General features: G+C 56.6%; 14 protein-coding genes. 6 read left to right on the top strand and 8 right to left on the bottom strand.

The genetic code is table 11. From position 1 onward, the window contains the following. Positions 1–7 precede the first annotated feature (7 nt). The 7 genes from ACOBR2_RS16110 to ACOBR2_RS16080 all read right to left on the bottom strand — a co-directional run bounded on the left by ACOBR2_RS16110 (position 8) and on the right by ACOBR2_RS16080 (position 6,487). A complete protein-coding gene (locus ACOBR2_RS16110; protein ID WP_420237127.1) occupies positions 8–268 on the bottom strand; it encodes a hypothetical protein in 261 nt (86 codons plus the stop codon). 15 nt (positions 269–283) lie between these two features. Then, on the bottom strand, positions 284–1,612 hold the full coding sequence (locus ACOBR2_RS16105) for a TrbI/VirB10 family protein (protein WP_420237126.1): 1,329 nt from the start codon (positions 1,610–1,612) through the stop codon (positions 284–286). Between the two features lie 2 nt (positions 1,613–1,614). After that, entirely contained in the window at positions 1,615–2,448 is an 834-nt protein-coding gene (locus ACOBR2_RS16100) for a TrbG/VirB9 family P-type conjugative transfer protein (RefSeq protein ID WP_420237125.1), read from the bottom strand. A gap of 33 nt (positions 2,449–2,481) precedes the next feature. Further along, positions 2,482–4,851, bottom strand: coding sequence for a VirB4 family type IV secretion system protein (locus tag ACOBR2_RS16095; RefSeq protein WP_420237124.1), 2,370 nt, complete (start codon positions 4,849–4,851; stop codon positions 2,482–2,484). Then, on the bottom strand, positions 4,832–5,095 hold the full coding sequence (locus tag ACOBR2_RS16090) for a VirB3 family type IV secretion system protein (protein WP_420237123.1): 264 nt from the start codon (positions 5,093–5,095) through the stop codon (positions 4,832–4,834). The genes ACOBR2_RS16095 and ACOBR2_RS16090 overlap by 20 nt, the downstream gene beginning before the upstream one ends. 9 nt (positions 5,096–5,104) lie before the next feature. Then, complete coding sequence (locus tag ACOBR2_RS16085) at positions 5,105–5,404, bottom strand: hypothetical protein (RefSeq protein WP_420240024.1); 300 nt, start codon at positions 5,402–5,404, stop codon at positions 5,105–5,107. 273 nt (positions 5,405–5,677) lie between these two features. Beyond that, the gene (locus tag ACOBR2_RS16080; protein ID WP_420237122.1) at positions 5,678–6,487 is read right to left on the bottom strand and encodes a helix-turn-helix transcriptional regulator; all 810 of its coding nucleotides are present in this window, start codon (positions 6,485–6,487) and stop codon (positions 5,678–5,680) included. 60 nt (positions 6,488–6,547) lie between these two features. Between ACOBR2_RS16080 and ACOBR2_RS16075 the strand changes: the two genes are divergently transcribed. The 6 genes from ACOBR2_RS16075 (at position 6,548) to ACOBR2_RS16050 (ending at position 13,362) form a co-directional block, all read left to right on the top strand. Continuing rightward, positions 6,548–7,315, top strand: a complete 768-nt coding sequence (locus tag ACOBR2_RS16075) for a class I SAM-dependent methyltransferase (RefSeq protein ID WP_420236166.1) — start codon at positions 6,548–6,550, stop codon at positions 7,313–7,315. A gap of 398 nt (positions 7,316–7,713) precedes the next feature. After that, complete coding sequence (locus ACOBR2_RS16070) at positions 7,714–8,118, top strand: hypothetical protein (RefSeq protein ID WP_420236167.1); 405 nt, start codon at positions 7,714–7,716, stop codon at positions 8,116–8,118. 275 nt (positions 8,119–8,393) lie between these two features. Next, the gene (locus tag ACOBR2_RS16065; RefSeq protein ID WP_420237121.1) at positions 8,394–9,929 is read left to right on the top strand and encodes a Fic family protein; all 1,536 of its coding nucleotides are present in this window, start codon (positions 8,394–8,396) and stop codon (positions 9,927–9,929) included. 118 nt (positions 9,930–10,047) lie between these two features. Then, positions 10,048–10,332 (top strand): hypothetical protein, encoded by a 285-nt coding sequence (locus tag ACOBR2_RS16060; protein ID WP_420237120.1) that lies wholly within the window; start codon positions 10,048–10,050, stop codon positions 10,330–10,332. A gap of 323 nt (positions 10,333–10,655) precedes the next feature. Beyond that, positions 10,656–11,888, top strand: a complete 1,233-nt coding sequence (locus ACOBR2_RS16055; RefSeq protein ID WP_420237119.1) for an ATP-binding protein — start codon at positions 10,656–10,658, stop codon at positions 11,886–11,888. Between the two features lie 343 nt (positions 11,889–12,231). Continuing rightward, positions 12,232–13,362, top strand: coding sequence for a hypothetical protein (locus tag ACOBR2_RS16050; protein WP_420237118.1), 1,131 nt, complete (start codon positions 12,232–12,234; stop codon positions 13,360–13,362). Between the two features lie 67 nt (positions 13,363–13,429). On the opposite strand, the gene ACOBR2_RS16045 is transcribed toward ACOBR2_RS16050, so the two are convergent. Next, complete coding sequence (locus tag ACOBR2_RS16045) at positions 13,430–15,805, bottom strand: transglycosylase domain-containing protein (protein WP_420237117.1); 2,376 nt, start codon at positions 15,803–15,805, stop codon at positions 13,430–13,432. Between the last annotated feature and the right edge of the window lie 53 nt (positions 15,806–15,858).

Raw genomic sequence — 15,858 nt, 5'->3', positions numbered from 1 at the left:
CGTCAACTCACGACGCGCGGCATCCCGCCTCTTCCTCGGCAAGTTGCCGTGCGATCTGTGGAATGATTGCAATCCACTCCGTACCTGCCTGCTCGACGGCTTCCGCAAGGGTGTAGCCGAACTCTTCAAGCCAGTCGGCATGATCGAGCGCAAGCGCCACGGCCACTCTGTCGCAGTCGGACAACTCAGTCCAGGCGCAGCGGCCATGCTGCGCCGCGTAGCGCACCGTATTGAGCTGGTATCTTGAATGCTCGCTTTGCTCAATCATGACCGGCCTCCGCGATTACAAGGTTGGGTCCATGCGGTGTTCTGCATAGGACGGGATCAAGATATCGCGGCCCACGTAGACACGGGCGCGCGAGCCTTCCTTGAGGGTGATAACGGGCAGGCGATTGAGGAAGTGATTCAAGACTTGTTCGCCTTCCGCTGCCGATTGCTCGGAGATGCCATTGCGAATCTCAGTCGAAGCGGAAAGAGTGCTGCCGTTATTGCCGATCTGTGTGAGTCCGCCGAGTCCGCCAATGGCTGCCGCCGCGCCAAAGGCCATCAGGTATCCGTGATCGACTTTGGTGGCGAGGCCAGTCGTTCCAATCGGGTCAAGACCGATGTACTTGTCGAAGTCGAGCGAGAAACCATCCGGGCAGACGGCCCGGTGGAAGGTGACGAACATTTTGCGCTGCTGGGCGCTGCCCACGCTCTGCACGGTGCCGATCAGGCGCGTACCCTGCGGCATGAGCAACTGCTGATGGTCATGCGAGTAGTAGTCGGTGGTCAGCATAACCAGAATCGGCCCACTGAATCCGCCGTCAATATGGTTGGTGACGACGCCTTCAAGTACCGTTCCCTCGAAGATTCGATAGAGACGGCCTTGATACTGGTCGAATGGATACGGACCCTTCGGATCGGCCTTGGCGTTCACCGCTGGCGATTGTTCTGAAGTTGATGCCGTGCGTTCATTCTTCTTCGATGGGGTAGCGCCAGCGGTTCCAAGTTCTTCCGAATTCACGGAAGTAGGCGCTTCCGTCCGTTCCGCAAGTACAGCTGTAGTCTGTGGATTCCGTGGTGTAGCAGGCGCAATCTCTGTCGGGTGCGCAAAATCAATTGCCACGGTCCCGCTGTTGATCGCGTCTTGCTTCTCTTTTTCGTGCGCTAGCGCCTGTTGCTTTGCTTGGGCATGTGCTTCCGAGACATTGGAAGTGTGCTGAGGCGCATTAGGACTCGATCCATAGAGCGTGTCCTTTTGCGCCGCCGTCATCGGTGCGACGTTGGAGGACTCGGGACCGGGAACATCTTCGGCAGATTGAAACTGCTGCATGGCTGCGATTAGCTGCTGTTGACGCTGCTTTTCTTCGGCGTCATGCTGCGCCTGCAACTTCTGCTGTTCCTCAAAGCTCGTTACCTGTTGGGCGCTCGATGAAACCGGGCGCATCGGTAACGTGCTCGTCGGAGCCGTCTTTTTGTTGCCATGCAGTAGGCTGGTTACGTTGGCGATGCCAAGTATGGCCAGAATCGCCACCAGTGCAATGACCACCGGCATACCTTTCTTGAGGGGCGGCTTGGCCTCTGGCTGCTCGGGGATGGTTGCGGGAGTGTTGGGTGTCTGTTCGGTCATGGCTATTTCGTACCTCCCACACGATGGAATTCGACCTTCTGCTTGCCGATGGCGAGATACCCGTTATCGAGCTGCTTCGGCACGGTGTAAAGCCCGGCATTGAAATCAAAGTTGATGAGAGACGGCTTCTTGTCCTTCACCTCGTAGAGCGCGGGCGTCTCCTGGAACTGGCCGCGCAGATAGGTGAACTTGTCGTCATGCCAAATTTGCTGGAGGCCGAGTTCTTTGCCTTTGTGCTCATCCCACACAAAGTCGAAGTGCAGTGAGCCGGGGTATTCACTCCGATACTGCTCGGCTTTTGTCTGTTCCGCCTTGAGCATCACTTCCTGAGCTGCCTTCGCGGCAACAGCTTCCTGTTTCGCTTTGTCCAAATCGGCCACCGGCACAAAGACCGGAAGCTGCACCAACCGGTCCTTGGCAGCTTGGTCGCCGGGAGTAACGAAAATTTTGGAATCGAAGTGGGGATCAGAATCATTCGATACCTCGCGCAACTGAAGGGTGTATTCGTTGCCATGGTCGGAGACAATGTGAATGTCAGTGGCGGCATTCGCTGTTTTGGGCTTCACGCTGATGAAGCGCGAAGCTACATGACCACCGTCAAAGATCCAGTTCACCGTGTCGCCAGCGAAGACATTGGCGACCTTCTCCTCGGCAGGCAAAACAATGAGCGTCGATTGCAAGAGACCGGCGCGAATCTGTGGCGGCGTCTCTGCTTCAGACACGGAGACAGTACGTGGCGCAACAGGTTGGAGCGGATGCGTTTCGGTTGAGGCATGAAGAAGGCCCGTGGCCAGCATCACGCACAGGGAAAATGAGACAAAAAGGGTGGGGCGCATAGCAGTTGAGTCCTTTCTGCGGTGTGGTTTGGGTTATTCTGTCTCGCCCTGGGCGAATCGTGTGATGCCCTCGGCGAGTCCGTACTTGGCGATAAGCCTGGTCCGGCGCACGCGGTCTTTCGGCTTTGTCGAAAAGACTGCGTAACTGCGGTTGTCGAGATTGAGCTTCACGACCTTGGTCAATCCGTCGCGGCGCATGTACAGACCTTCGCGGTCCTGCAAGCTCTCGAAGAGCGCAATCTGCTGCTCGTTCATCTTGAAGAGTTCCGTGTACCGCTTCCGGTTGAAGGTGGCGTCCTTCAAGAACAGAAATGACGTGCAGGAGTTCACGATACTGTCAGCGTTCGCGCCGAGGTCTTCTGCCGACTGGCCGATCATGGTGACGCCGCCCAGATTTTTGCGCACCGTCTTGATTGAAGCGAGCGCGCCTTCGAGCAACTGCCGGTTCTTCATCGAAGAGAAGATCTCTTCGATGAGAATGTGCTTGGGCACGCCGAGATTGGCCGGGTTGTAGAGCACGTCATTGATGCGCCGTAGCAGCCACACCATCAGCGGCTCGATCAGGTCGGCGTACTGCTCGTTGTTCACGCCCTGGAAGTCGAAGCATTGCAGGCGCGAGAGTGACAGGCTGTCTTCGACGTTGTCGAAGATGGCAGCATAGACGCCTTTGCCAACCCACTTCGAGAGATACCTGTCGAGCTTCTTTGGTAGAAAGAGATTTGAGAGACGGCGGTTTTCAGCATCTAGCAGGTAGATGTCACGCACCGCCTTGTGAATCACGTCATCGTCTTCCGGCTCCAGTTCAGCACCGCCGTTCATCAGCAGGAGCTTGACGAACGAATAGAGGAAAGCAATGTTGCTCTCGGTTGGCTCCAGCCGAAAGGGATTCACGCGCGGACCATCTTTGCCGATGTGGTCAACGCGCCCACCGTACAGCTCGACGACACTCTCGTAGCTGCCGCCGATGTCGAAGATGTAGGTGAATCCGCCATACTTCTGTTCATGCGCGATGGCCATGTTGCCGTGGACGCTTTTGCCGGTGCCAGTCGGCCCGAGGATCAGCATGACACGCACGCCGTCCACATACGCATCCTGAAAGTACGGCGTTCGTGTGCGCGTCTCGAAGATGTTCAGGTACTCATTGTCGAGGTCTTCCGAATACGGATGGCCGAGATTGGGTGCGAAAACCGAGGACAGTCGCGCATGGTGGTCTTCCGCCAGCCACATAGGGAAGACATTGAACTTTCCATTACCGGGAAACATGGCATAGAACGCCGAAAGGTTGCCCAGCGTCTCTTCCATGACCTGCGCCCGTGCATCGACGAAGACACGATGCACGGCGGGAGCAATGCCGCGCAGCTCATTCAGGCTGCGTGCGGCCACAAGGAAGCGAAGCGAGAACTCGCACTGAGCTTTCTTGTCGAGTGAACGAATAACATCGCCCAAGTCATCGACCTGTGTATTGGCCGCGCGTGCGCCAGCGCCGGTTTCAAGCGAGGCCGTGTCGTGCCCGCTCATTACGCGAGTAAGAACTCCGACTTTGAAAAATGAAATGAACTTTTCCTGCGCATCGATTTCGCTGCGCGCTGCGGTGGCGGACTTTGGCCTCCACGTCGTGCAAAGGACGCTGTCGCAATCGAGTGCCATGAGTCCCGAGAACAGGCAGGGCCGGGATGCCTCCGGCGTTGTCTTCAACGAAAACATCTGGACGTAACGGCGGCCAATCGTCAGATGGTCGCTGTGCCAGGCCACCGGGTTTTGCACGATCTGGCGGTCCACGCCGTCATCAGCGGCCAATGTGTAGGCGGAAGCCCACTCTTCAAGATTGAAAAGATGACTGAAGAACTGGAAGACTGCGTTCTTTTCGAGTAGCTTCAACCCGAGCGCACTGCCGAGATGGCCTTCAAGCAGTGTGGCTGTCTTTTCAAGATCGGCCAGCATCCGCGTCGTATCGGCATCGTGCTCCTTGGGCTTGCGCGCAAAGGCTGTGGCCTTTGGTGGTTCCAGCGTCAAACACCAGTGCAGGTCGATGCGGCGGAAGCCAGCAGATTTGTCCAGAAAACTCAATCTGTCATCGACGAAGACCTGCGTGATAGCGTTGCAGTACTGCGCCTTCCTTGGCAGATTGAAGCCGGACATGACGCACGTGTACTGATGCAGGCATGACCCTTCTGGCAATCCCCGGAGAGCGCCTTCAATCGAACGCATCTGCGCATCAAGCTCCTGGTCGGTTAATCCCTCTTCGTCGATGCCGGAGAGCGAGAACAGGCAGCCATAGCCGCCGCCCTTCAGCGCAAAGATGCGGTCATTGACGAAGCGTGCAATCGGAACGATGCTGCACGCGGCCCCTGCTTTGGCAAACCATGGTGTGTATCTCTGTTGCTCAGTGTTTACGCGGGTCATAGTAGGACCTCTGGCTCAAACTCAAGCCCCAAAGCTCGAACATCTTCGGATGTTTGCGGACGATCACCCATGCGCTCACGGCGAGTGACGGGAAGGCGATCAGTGCCACGACGCGGAACCCAACGAGGAAAACCGTTACGCAGACGAAGACAATCGCCATCCATGCGCTGAGGTCCAATCCGAGCTTGGCTCGTGGCCTGTTGAGCGCCTGATTGATCGGTAACGGCTCTCCTCGCTTGGTCATGGTCGCCTCCTACTGCATCGTCTGCCCGGTGAGCGAGCCAATCCAGCCAGCACCCCAGCCGAGGACTCCAGCGCCGAAGAGCGCGCCAAAGAGTCCGGGGATGGCGTCCTGGAACCGCCCCGACATCATGCGAATTCCGGCGAAGATCAGTCCGCCGAAGCAGATGACTGCGCCCGCATAGATGGCGAAGGTTTTGAAGGTGGTCATCAACGTGGTCGCGCCAGAGAAGTCCATCGTGCCCTGGGCATGGGCCACGCCTGCGAACGAGAGTGCAACGAGGGTGGGAGCCATCGTGCGGATGGCCGACAAGCAGGTTGTACGGAGGGAGCTTGCCGTCCGCTGGGTGGCGGGCGGCGCAGACTGCCGATTGCGAGCAGTGTCGAATCGGAGGAGACGGCGGAATCGATTCACTTTGCACCTCCGCTGACTTGGGCGTCAGCTATGGCGCAAAGTTATGGCTGTTTTGAGTCCGCGTCCAATGCTTTTTAGGAATGCAGGTATTCCCGCCACGCATAGATCGATTTCTCGGGAGATTAGCAATTGTAATAGCGAGTCCTTAGCGATCAATCACCCGTTGGAGGACTACGTGTCCAGAGGTGTCAAACAGACCAATTTGCATTCGAGGTGCATGGCGGGTTGCAGCGTTGTTTGTTGGTAGAAGCGAAGACCTTGCTCCGGCAGATGAAAACCACGCTTCCCGCCTTCCCGCTCCAATACGGCCTGCTCGTGCCATAGCCGTTGAAATAGCGGGCTGAGATGGGTCAATTCATCAAGAAGGACCTGCAGGGTCGGATCGAGTGGACGACGGCTGAAGTCAGCGCGAAACTCTGCCACCACGCGTCGTGCACGCTCCTGCCACGCATGGATCAATCGCTGTGCCTGCGGCGCAAGAAATATGTAGCGAAGCTGATTACGCTCGCTGCCTGCATCAAGCCAGCCAGAAAAGAGCATTTCGGCAGGGTGGTTCCAGGAGCGCGCCGTCCAAGTGTAATCCAACAAATAGGCAGGTATATTCATCCGCTGTGGCAGATCTAACAGGTCATTCGGGATTTGCGTTTGCGGAATGGGCAAAGCTGCCGGATCGAACTTACCTGCCAAAGTAAACAGATAGGATCGCTCCGCAAGTGTCAGCTCAAGAACTTCAGCCAGTCTAGCCAAAGCCGCTGGTGATGCTGAAACAGCTCTGCCCTGTTCCAGCCATGTGATCCAGGTGGAGCTGACACCACAAGCCTCAGCGAGTTCCTCACGCCGCCAGCCAGGTGTACGTCTACGACGGGCGGTTGTCGTTGCCAAAGGCGTCAGCTTTTCACGGTGTGCGCGAAGAAATGCACCAAGGGCGTGGCTTGGAGTGTAATCAATCATACTGCTTTTTATACTAGGATAAATTGACATCTTGTACCAGTTTTAATTCGCCTCTACGCTGAAGGTATCCCACCTCTGGAGTATCCAAGAATGACGACCTATTCTCAGCAACAACTGATCGAACGCCAGTTTAGTCCGCACTCCGATGCGTACCTGCGCAGCGCTGTTCATGCCTCGGGTCCAGACCTCGTAGAGATGGAATGTATTCTCACGCCATTGCGCCCGGTACGCGCTCTGGATGTGGGCTGCGGCGGAGGCCATGCGTCCTACCTGCTGGCGCGTGTGGCTCAGGATGTGGTTGCATTTGACCTTTCTCCAGCTATGCTGCAAACAGTGGCTGACGAAGCTGATCGGCACGGTTTTCAGCACCTGCAAACCTGCGTTGGCGAAGTCTGTTCGCTGCCTTTTCCCGCAAACAGCTTCGATGTTGTAGTCACGCGCTATAGTGCCCATCATTGGGAGAATCTGCCTGCCGCGCTGGCTGAAATGCATCGTGTGCTGCGCCCTGGGGGCACTTTGCTGGTGAGCGATGTCGTTGCTCCTGCACATCCTCTTTCGGATACATGGCTACAGAGCCTGGAGTTGTTGCGCGATCCCTCTCATGTGCGCGATTACAGTGCGGCGGAATGGAAAACTAAACTGAAGGAAGCTGGATTTAGTCTGGGCACGGAGACACTGTACCGTGGTCGCCTGGATTTCACTGCGTGGATCGCTCGCATGAGCACTCCTCCGTTGCAAGTCGAAGCTATTCGTGCCCTGCAACAGTTGGCTCCTTCGCCAGTCTCGCAGCATTTTGATTTTGAAGCTGATGGCAGTTTCTGTATCGACACGATGCTGATACCTTGCGTGAGAGGTTGAGCTGGATTCCAAACACCTTGCATTGCCAAATCCTGCGTCGCTGTCAGCTTCCGTAGAACGGGATTCGGCACTCTTTGTGGCCTAATTACTCGATCACGCTAAGGCCAATTATCCAGACATTGTCTGGATAATTTTCAAGCCAGGATGGTCCCCCTCTGTGCGAGAAAGAATCGAGGCGACAGGAGCAAGCCTGCTCTATCTGCCGCCCTATTCGGCTCTGATTCGAGCGTAGAATCGGCAGGCATGAACCAGATAGCGCCGCGTATGCGGAAAAAGGGTATTCCTCCACTTTCAGCAATAGACTGGGGCTCGGCTGCTGCGTTTTGCGAGATCATGAGCAACACGGATACACTCTCGCTAGGACTATGTCAAAATTCTTCGGACGCTGAACAGGCGCGATGAAACACGAATTGGAACAACGGATTGTTGAACGTTGGCCTGGTTGGTTTGATGTGCATGGCTCCATTCAAAGCACGTTGATGCCATTTGGTTTTGAACATGGCGATGGCTGGTTCGATATTATCTGGCGTCTTTGTGAGCACTTGGAGCCGCTCGTTGCGCAGTTTGAACGAGAGAGCGGCCTTGAGTTTAAGGTTCTACAGGTCAAAGAGAAGTTTGGCGGATTGCGCTTTTACTCGAACTTTTCAGACGAGGCAATTTCCCATGTGATTCGCGACGCTGAAGCAGAGTCACTCAAAACTTGCGAGGAGTGTGGCAAGCCCGGCAAGCCGAATCGTGGAGGATGGATCAAAACCTGCTGTGCTGAGCATCGCCCTGAAGATGTTGAGGCTCAGGAATTCTGAAGTGATAGATCCCATCCAGAGACTGTGATTCGCGTAGAGGGGATTCCTTATTTACACCAACAACATACGTGTGACCGAAATGCCTATTCCAGACGTGCGTATCCCCTATCCACGCCTCAGACTGCCCCTGGTTGCTCCACAAACGATGATAAATATGCGATAAATTACGCCTTGGATGATGAAAAAATTACCTCAATGAGGTTTTTATGTTTTAATCGACACATTGGACTCGATGACGTTTATCGATGATCATAGAGGTTCAATGAGGTTTTAACATGAGCGATGAGAATTCCGCACGATTCTTCCCTCGGTCGGTTGGCTTGTGCCGGTTGATCGAAGAGCTTCAGCTCCAGGTTCCTGTGCCTGCGACACGCTCCGAAATTGTCGCGGGGGCCAGAAAAACCGTCGCGGCAGACGGCAAAATTCTGGAACAGTACCCCAGGAATTACGCGCCCAAAGAACCGTTTGGTGACCTCCGCTTTGCCCTGCGCTATGAGCCCATCGCTCTGGACGTATACCTGGCAATCTTCCAGAGCATCGATACGCACCAGTTGGAAGAATGGATTCGCTCCGAGCCCACCGGCATCTTCACGCGCCGCGCATGGTACCTGTATGAGCTCTTGATGGAAAAGCAACTCGATGTGCCGGATGTCATCCCCTCCGGCTACATCGATCTTCTCGATCCCAAAATCCACCTCACCGGGCCGCGCCGCCTCGTTCGCCGCCAGCGCATCAATGACAATCTGCTCGGCACGGGCAAATACTCGCCACTGGTCCGCCGCACGGACGCGCTGACAAGCTTTATGGACAAGGGGCTGGTCGAGGAGGCAAACGCCATCGTCAAAAGCTGCGATCCTGCCATCCTCGCACGCGCCGTCCATTATCTGTTTACCAAGGAGACCAAATCTTCCTTCGCCATCGAAGGAGAAGAACCGAGCAAGGATCGCACGGAACGGTTTGTAGCGGCGCTCATGAAGACTTCTGGCTTCGATGCCACGAGCAAGGACGCCTTCGTTCAACTGCAAAATGCCATCGTCGATCCTCGTTATGCGCAAAAGAACTGGCGTACCGCGCAGAACTTCGTCTCTCAAACGCTGCCGGATTACAGCGAGGACGTGCATTTTGTCTGTCCGAAGCCGGAAGATGTGCCCAGCCTGATGGACGCATGGATGGAGATGGTTCGCCGTCTGAAACTGCCAGAAGGCGTTGACCCAGTTGTTGCCGCCGCCGTCGCTGCCTTCGGGTTCGTCTTCCTGCATCCATTCGATGACGGTAACGGTCGCATTCACCGCTTTCTTGTCCACCACATCCTGTCAAAGCTCGGATTCACGCCACAGGGAATCCTGTTTCCCGTCTCAGCCGCCATGTTGCGCGACCGGCTGGCCTACGATCAGGTTCTGGAAGGATTTTCCGGCTCGATCATGCCGTTTATCCAGTACGATCTCGACCTGGAACATGGAATGACCGTGAAGAATGACACGGCTCTGCTCTATCGGTACTTTGATGCCACGGCGGAGGCAGAGTATCTGTATCGCTGCATCGAGGAGACCATTTACCGCGATCTGCGCGACGAGATCGGATTCCTCGCGGTATTCGACGCCGCGCTGCGTGCGACTCTCAACATCGTGGACATGCCCAACCGTCGGGCAGCTCTCCTGGTGCGGTTGATTCTGCAAAACAAGGGCAAACTTTCCAAAGGCAAACGAACTTCATTTGCCGAGGTCACTGACCAGGAAGTTGACCAGATTGAAACGGCGGTATGGGGAGTCTGGCAGGAGAGCCAGCAAGAGAATCCTTCAGAGAAGTCATAAGAGATCGTGGCCAGATTCGATTGGAACCGAATCTTGTCGAGCACATTCGTGCGCTGAAATCGTCTGAAGCGCCGGGAATGAAATTGGGGATTTTCTCACGCTTTATGCACGCAAACACATGGAATGTTATTGTGCATTTCGAGCGTTACATCGTCGTGCAGCACGTCTCTGCGGCCTGATTTTTTGGGGAGATGAGATCGGGCTGGTCCCACACAGCCAGCCCGTTTTGCCCGTTGAAAAGTTTGTCGCATTCTTGTCGCAAATACCGCCCAGAGGGCCGTTTTTGCCGGTTGCGCCGGTTTATAACTACCATGCCGTCAACAATTTACCTTTTTGGGAATTGCATGGCATGGAAGAGGTTATCGGAATTGCCCAGACGCTGCCTGGGCAATTTGCGGCGTAAGTGCGAGACTTGGGAAGGCCTGCGTTGCCGAGTTTGGCCAAAGCCTGTTGAATGGCCTTCCGTACCATGGGGATGGCGCTATGGACAGGGATTTTCTATCACGAACCTGCGTTGCTATCGCATGCTCTATCTGCCAACAGAGGAAGAATTACGAGAAGAGCTTGCGCCAGGACATGAACGACGCGAAGTGGCACCACGTGCCCGCTTGGCGAGAGCCAAACCTCAGACACTCCGCCAATCTCATCGCGATTTGCAGGACACAGTGTGTTTTGGTCACGCTCGATTTGACACGACCTCAGCCATAGTCGAATAATTATTAGACTATGGCTGAGATTCAGAACGCCTACCTCCATTGCCGCGATGTGCTGCTCGAACGGCTCGGTGAAGCCGCGCCCGGCCGTATCCAACTTCTTACCGGTCCCCGGCAGGTGGGTAAGACTACGCTGCTTTTGGACATTGCCGCAAAGTTCGGCGACCAAGCCATCTACGCGGCTGGCGACGATCCGGACGCCGCTCTGCCTGGTTTTTGGGAGCGCCGCTGGGCCGAGGCTGAAACACGCGCCAAGCAGGGGACGGCGGTTCTGTTGTTGGACGAGGTGCATCATCTATCCGATTGGGCAGGACGACTCAAGGGGCACTGGGACCGCGCTCGCCGTCGCCATCTTCCCATTCATGTGGTAGCTACAGGGTCTTCAGCCCTTCGCGTCGCGCAAGCCTCACGGGAGAGCTTGGCTGGACGCTTCGAGCGTTTGACGCTGAGTCACTGGCCCGCCGCTTCGCTGGCTACAGCATTTCATCTCTCTCCGCATGAAGCCGCCATCAATCTCGTTCTCTTCGGCTCCTACCCTGGCGCCGTAGAATTTCAGAAATCTCCCGAACGCTGGCGTGCGTATGTGCGCGATGCCATTATCGAGCCAGCCATCGGTCGCGATGTGCTGGCACAAGGCGCGGTACGGCGTCCCGCTCTGCTCCGCCAGGTCTTCGCTATTGCCGCCGGCTCGCCCGCGCAAATTGTTTCGCTGCAAAAGCTGCAGGGGCAGCTTCAGGACAGCGGAGCCATCGAAACAGTCGCCAATTATCTGGCCCTGCTCGGAGACGCATATCTGATTGCGCCGCTGGAGAAGTTTTCGACACAGGTTCACAGACGCCGTGCATCTCCGCCGAAACTCGTAACGCTCAACAACGCTCTCTTGTCGGCTATGCACCCCGATGGCGCACCTGACCAGGGTCGTGAGCCGGGACGTTTCGGTTTCTGGGTAGAAAACGCCTGCCTGGCCTTTGCGATCAACCAGGGCCAGCAGGTAACGTACTGGCGCGAGGAACCGCTGGAAATCGATGCAGTCATTGAGGGGAATTGGGGGAAGTGGGCTGTGGAGGTCAAGACTGGAAGATTTGATGTCCTGGCGCTTCGCGGCGTACTTGAGTTTTGCCGTCGCAATCCGACATTTACGCCTCTGGTCATCTGTGCGCCCGGCGATGAAGAGATTGCCCGGCGCCACAGCGTCGCAAGCGTCAATTGGGAAGACTTCCTGATCTCCGGTCCGCCGCAAGGTTGATTTGTAGTCTCTGTTCCCGTTGTTCACAGTTCCTTGACCGCCATGCAGGAGTACTGGCAAACAAGCATTCTCGACACCTGCATCGAGGTGAAAAAACTTCCACTGCGGCACATCCAGAACTCCGGATCGGGATGGCAGGCAGACATACACAATTCAACTCTTGGCCTGCATCGGCTGATGTATAACTGTTGTAAGAGCGCTTCAGAATCCTCCTCTTTTGCCATGAGGGGAAGTCCGAAGATTGGCGTTCTGGGAATTTCAGGAAAAGTTTGTACAGCGTTTGTACAGTAGATTTGGAAATCATTGCATTTCCTGCAAAGCTGACATTCCCAGAATCAGTAAGTTGAGTGTTTTCAACACTGATGTCGGGTTCAACTACGACCGCAGCCAGGACAATATTGTCCGCGTGAACGCCACTGAGCTGCGCCGCCGCATTGAAACCTACTTTGTATCCGCAGGTGTGCAGGAACCCCTGCTACTGGAAATTCCCCGGGGCAGCTACTGCCCGGTCTTCCGCTATCGCAGCACGGAGGCTTCCGAGGCCGCCACGATTGTTCCCGACGCTGAACCCGCTCCGGGCCGTCGCTTCCCCTTAAAACCATGGACCTATCTTTGGCCAGCGCTTTGCCTGCTGCTGGGCATCTGCTGTCTGGTCCTGTTGCTACAGAACCATCAGTTACGTGGCTATCTGAATCCCTGGACGGACAAACCGGCCGTCGCCCTCTTCTGGAAAAACTTTCTTGGCCCAGCGCGCCAACAAACCGACATTGTGCTGCCGGACGACTCGGCCAGCGTGATTGAAGACATGACGGGTGCTCCGGTCAACCTGGGCGATTACGTCAGCCGCAACTTCATCCGCCGTATTCAGTCCATGCAACTCAGCGACGACCGCCGTGGCGACGCCTTCCAGGTGTACAACCACAATCTGGTGACCTTTGGCGCCATCCGCGCCGCACAGGTGATTCAGGCCCAGATTCCGGGCAACAGTCCGCACCAACTGGTATGGACCCGCTTCTATGGGGCCGACGACATCAAACGCAATAATGTGGTGCTGATTGGCGGCAAGAAGTCCGACCCCTGGAACCAACTCTTCGATGGGCAGATCAACTTCATCACCGATTACGACGATCTGCGTGGCCAGGGCTTCATCCGCAACCGCCATCCCAAGCTCGGTGAACCGGCGGAGTACCGCGAGGGGATGGGCAACGACGACTTTGCCACCTACAGCGTGATTGCCTATCTGCCCAATCCCGGCCGTAGCGGCCATGCGCTGATTCTGGCCGGCATCGACTCCGACGCCACGGCCGCAGCCGCCGAGTTCGTCTGCAGCGAAGAGCAGATGAAAAGGCTTAGAAATACGCTGCATCTGAGCGGCAATTACCCATTTTTTGAGGTACTGCTGAAGACGCCCCGTTTGAGCGGAACCAGCTTCCGCGCCGAGTTGGTGGCTTACCGCACCTATCCCAATTTGTAGCCTTCAGGCGCAAAAGCAAAAGCCCCGGAGTATTCCGGGGCTTTTGCTTTTGCGCTTGGCTTCAGTTTTATTTGCCGAAGAGTTTTTGCAGGAAGTTTTTGTGGTCAGCCGGATGATCGCAGGAGGTTGCTGGAGCCGTCCCTTCAAGGAAGGCTGCCTCGAAGCCACCCGGGCAGGTGTCGTCACTCAACAATCCGCTCTCTTCGTCGATGTTCACCACATCCACACCGTCAGGTACGGCAAAGCTGTTGGTGTCGGAGTACTCCGGCAACTGCACGGCGCGCTTCATGAACTCTGCCCAGATGGGAGCGGCAGCGCGAGATCCTTCGATCTTGATGTCGGTGTAGTCGTCGTTGCCCACCCAGACAATGCACAGCAGATTCGAGGTATACCCGGCAAACCACGCATCATGGCTGGTGCCGGTTTTGCCCGCTGCCGGAGCATAGAAGCCCATGCCGCGCACACCTGCGCCTGTGCCATGACCACGCAACACATTCTCCATCAGACTGGTAGTCAGGTAGGCCACGCGCGGGTCCAGAACCTGCTTGCTGGTGGGTGTGTAATCGGCCACCACATCGCCAGTGGTGGTGCGCACGCTGGCCAGCATCCACGGATCAATGTGCAGACCCTTGTTGGCGAAGACCGTGTAGGCTCCGGCCATGTCGAGCGGCGTGGCGTCATAGGCACCAATGGCCATCGACGGTGTGCCGCGCGCGCTTTTCACGCCTGACTCCCGGGCCAGCGAAGCCACACGATCAAAGCCCACCATGGAAGCCAAACCGATGGTGGCGTTGTTCAGCGAGCGCATGAGAGCCTCACGCGCCGTCACCGTGCCGTGATACTCGCCCTCGAAGTTCTTTGGCGTATAGCTCTGGCCGCCCACGTCGTAGGTGGTCTGCTCATCGCTCAGCTCGGTCAGCGGATTAAACGGCTTGCTCTGGCCAGATAGAATCGTGCCTTCCACTGCAGTATTGAATGCCGCCGCATAGACAAACGGCTTGAAGATGGAGCCCGTGGGACGATGCGCCACGGCATGATTGACCTGGCTCTGGCCATAACTGCGTCCGCCCACCAGCGCCAGCACTTGGCCCGTATGCGGATTGAGTGCCACCAGCGCCACTTGCGGATAGGCATAGCTCTGGCCGGCCTTTTTCTCCTGGGCGTGCAGCTTGTCCACCTGCGCATCGATTACATGCACCGTGGATTCGACCGCAGAGGTGGCCACGCGCTGCAGATCGGGATCGAGCGAGGTATAGATGCGCAGCCCTTCGCGATTGAAGTCGCGGTCGCCGAGCTTCTGCTGCATCTGCTCGTGTACCAGATCCACAAAGTACGGCGCTTCGCTGGCGTCCACACTACCCGGCGCCAGATGCAACGGTTCAGCCTTGGAGCGTTCTGCCTGATCCTTGGAGATTGCGCCGGTTTCCACCATCGAATCCAGCACCAGATTACGGCGATCAAGCGCACGATCGGCGTGGCGGAAGGGATTGAACCAGCTGGGACGCTGAATGATGCCGGCCAGCATAGCGTAATCGGCCAGATCCAGTTGATGCAGGTCCTTACCGAAGTAAGCCTGCGCCGCTTCGCCAAAGCCATTGATCGAGAAGCTGCCCTGTTGCCCCAGCGGAACCTGGTTGGCATACATCTCAAAGATCTGCTGCTTGGTGAAGTGGTTCTCCAGATGGAAGGTCACCATCACCTGAATCAGCTTGTAGCGGAAGCTGCCGTTGTCGGTGAGGAAGAGCAGCTTGGCCAACTGCATGGTCACGGTGGAAGCACCGCCGCGCACCTTGCGGTCGTGCACCATATCGTGCCAGGCCCAGCTGAGCATGCTGCCAAAGTTCACACCGCTGTGTTCAAAGAAGCGGCGGTCCTCGATGGCTAGCACGGCCTGCACCAGATTCGGCGGAATCTCGTCGTAGGTGATCAGGCGGCGCTTGGTGCGGCTGGCGTCTTCGCTCAGGCCGGTAATCAGCTTGGGCTCCAACTCATAGCTGGAAAGCTGCTGACCCTTTTCGTCAGAGATGTAGCTGACCGTTGCGCCGTTGGTATGAATCACTGCCGAATCCGGCGCATGATAGGACTGCGCACCGGGCCGCACCGTAATCGACTGCTGGCCCGCGGAATAGGTGCCCAACGGCGAGGAAGTTGCAGAACCATCCGACGTGTAGCCGGCCGAACGCAGCTCTTCGGCAATCAGCTGCACCGAGAGCTTCTGCCCGGGGCGCACCTCGCGCGGAGCCGCATAGATCTTGGCGGTGGTTGCAAAGATCGGCTGCTCAAGACGGTCATCCACAATGTGCCCGTACTTGAAGTAGTAGAAGACCGAAACAACAAAAAACAGGACCGCAAGGGAAGCTGCGCCGATCAATGCGATGCGTAGCAAAAATCCCTTGTTCGCCTGTGTTCCTGCCGGTCTTGCAAACTTGATCTTCAACGCCATCGAATCTCTGCTCCCTGCACGCGACGCATGGCCGCGGTCCTCTTTGCTTGAAC

The sequence above is a fragment of the Telmatobacter bradus genome (assembly GCF_048629425.1).
Classification (GTDB): domain Bacteria; phylum Acidobacteriota; class Terriglobia; order Terriglobales; family Acidobacteriaceae; genus Telmatobacter; species Telmatobacter bradus.
The sequence above is the reverse complement of the archived record's forward strand: the minus strand, read 5'-3'. Positions and strand labels throughout refer to the sequence as shown.

Bases quoted from the DNA above. Each gene is read 5' to 3' on its own strand.
- ACOBR2_RS16110 (WP_420237127.1), bottom strand. From the start codon at position 268: ATGATTGAGCAAAGCGAGCATTCAAGATACCAGCTCAATACGGTGCGC.
- ACOBR2_RS16105 (WP_420237126.1), bottom strand. From the start codon at position 1,612: ATGACCGAACAGACACCCAACACTCCCGCAACCATCCCCGAGCAGCCA.
- ACOBR2_RS16100 (WP_420237125.1), bottom strand. From the start codon at position 2,448: ATGCGCCCCACCCTTTTTGTCTCATTTTCCCTGTGCGTGATGCTGGCC.
- ACOBR2_RS16095 (WP_420237124.1), bottom strand. From the start codon at position 4,851: ATGACCCGCGTAAACACTGAGCAACAGAGATACACACCATGGTTTGCC.
- ACOBR2_RS16090 (WP_420237123.1), bottom strand. From the start codon at position 5,095: ATGACCAAGCGAGGAGAGCCGTTACCGATCAATCAGGCGCTCAACAGG.
- ACOBR2_RS16080 (WP_420237122.1), bottom strand. From the start codon at position 6,487: ATGTCAATTTATCCTAGTATAAAAAGCAGTATGATTGATTACACTCCA.
- ACOBR2_RS16075 (WP_420236166.1), top strand. From the start codon at position 6,548: ATGACGACCTATTCTCAGCAACAACTGATCGAACGCCAGTTTAGTCCG.
- ACOBR2_RS16070 (WP_420236167.1), top strand. From the start codon at position 7,714: ATGAAACACGAATTGGAACAACGGATTGTTGAACGTTGGCCTGGTTGG.
- ACOBR2_RS16065 (WP_420237121.1), top strand. From the start codon at position 8,394: ATGAGCGATGAGAATTCCGCACGATTCTTCCCTCGGTCGGTTGGCTTG.
- ACOBR2_RS16060 (WP_420237120.1), top strand. From the start codon at position 10,048: ATGGAATGTTATTGTGCATTTCGAGCGTTACATCGTCGTGCAGCACGT.
- ACOBR2_RS16055 (WP_420237119.1), top strand. From the start codon at position 10,656: ATGGCTGAGATTCAGAACGCCTACCTCCATTGCCGCGATGTGCTGCTC.
- ACOBR2_RS16045 (WP_420237117.1), bottom strand. From the start codon at position 15,805: ATGGCGTTGAAGATCAAGTTTGCAAGACCGGCAGGAACACAGGCGAAC.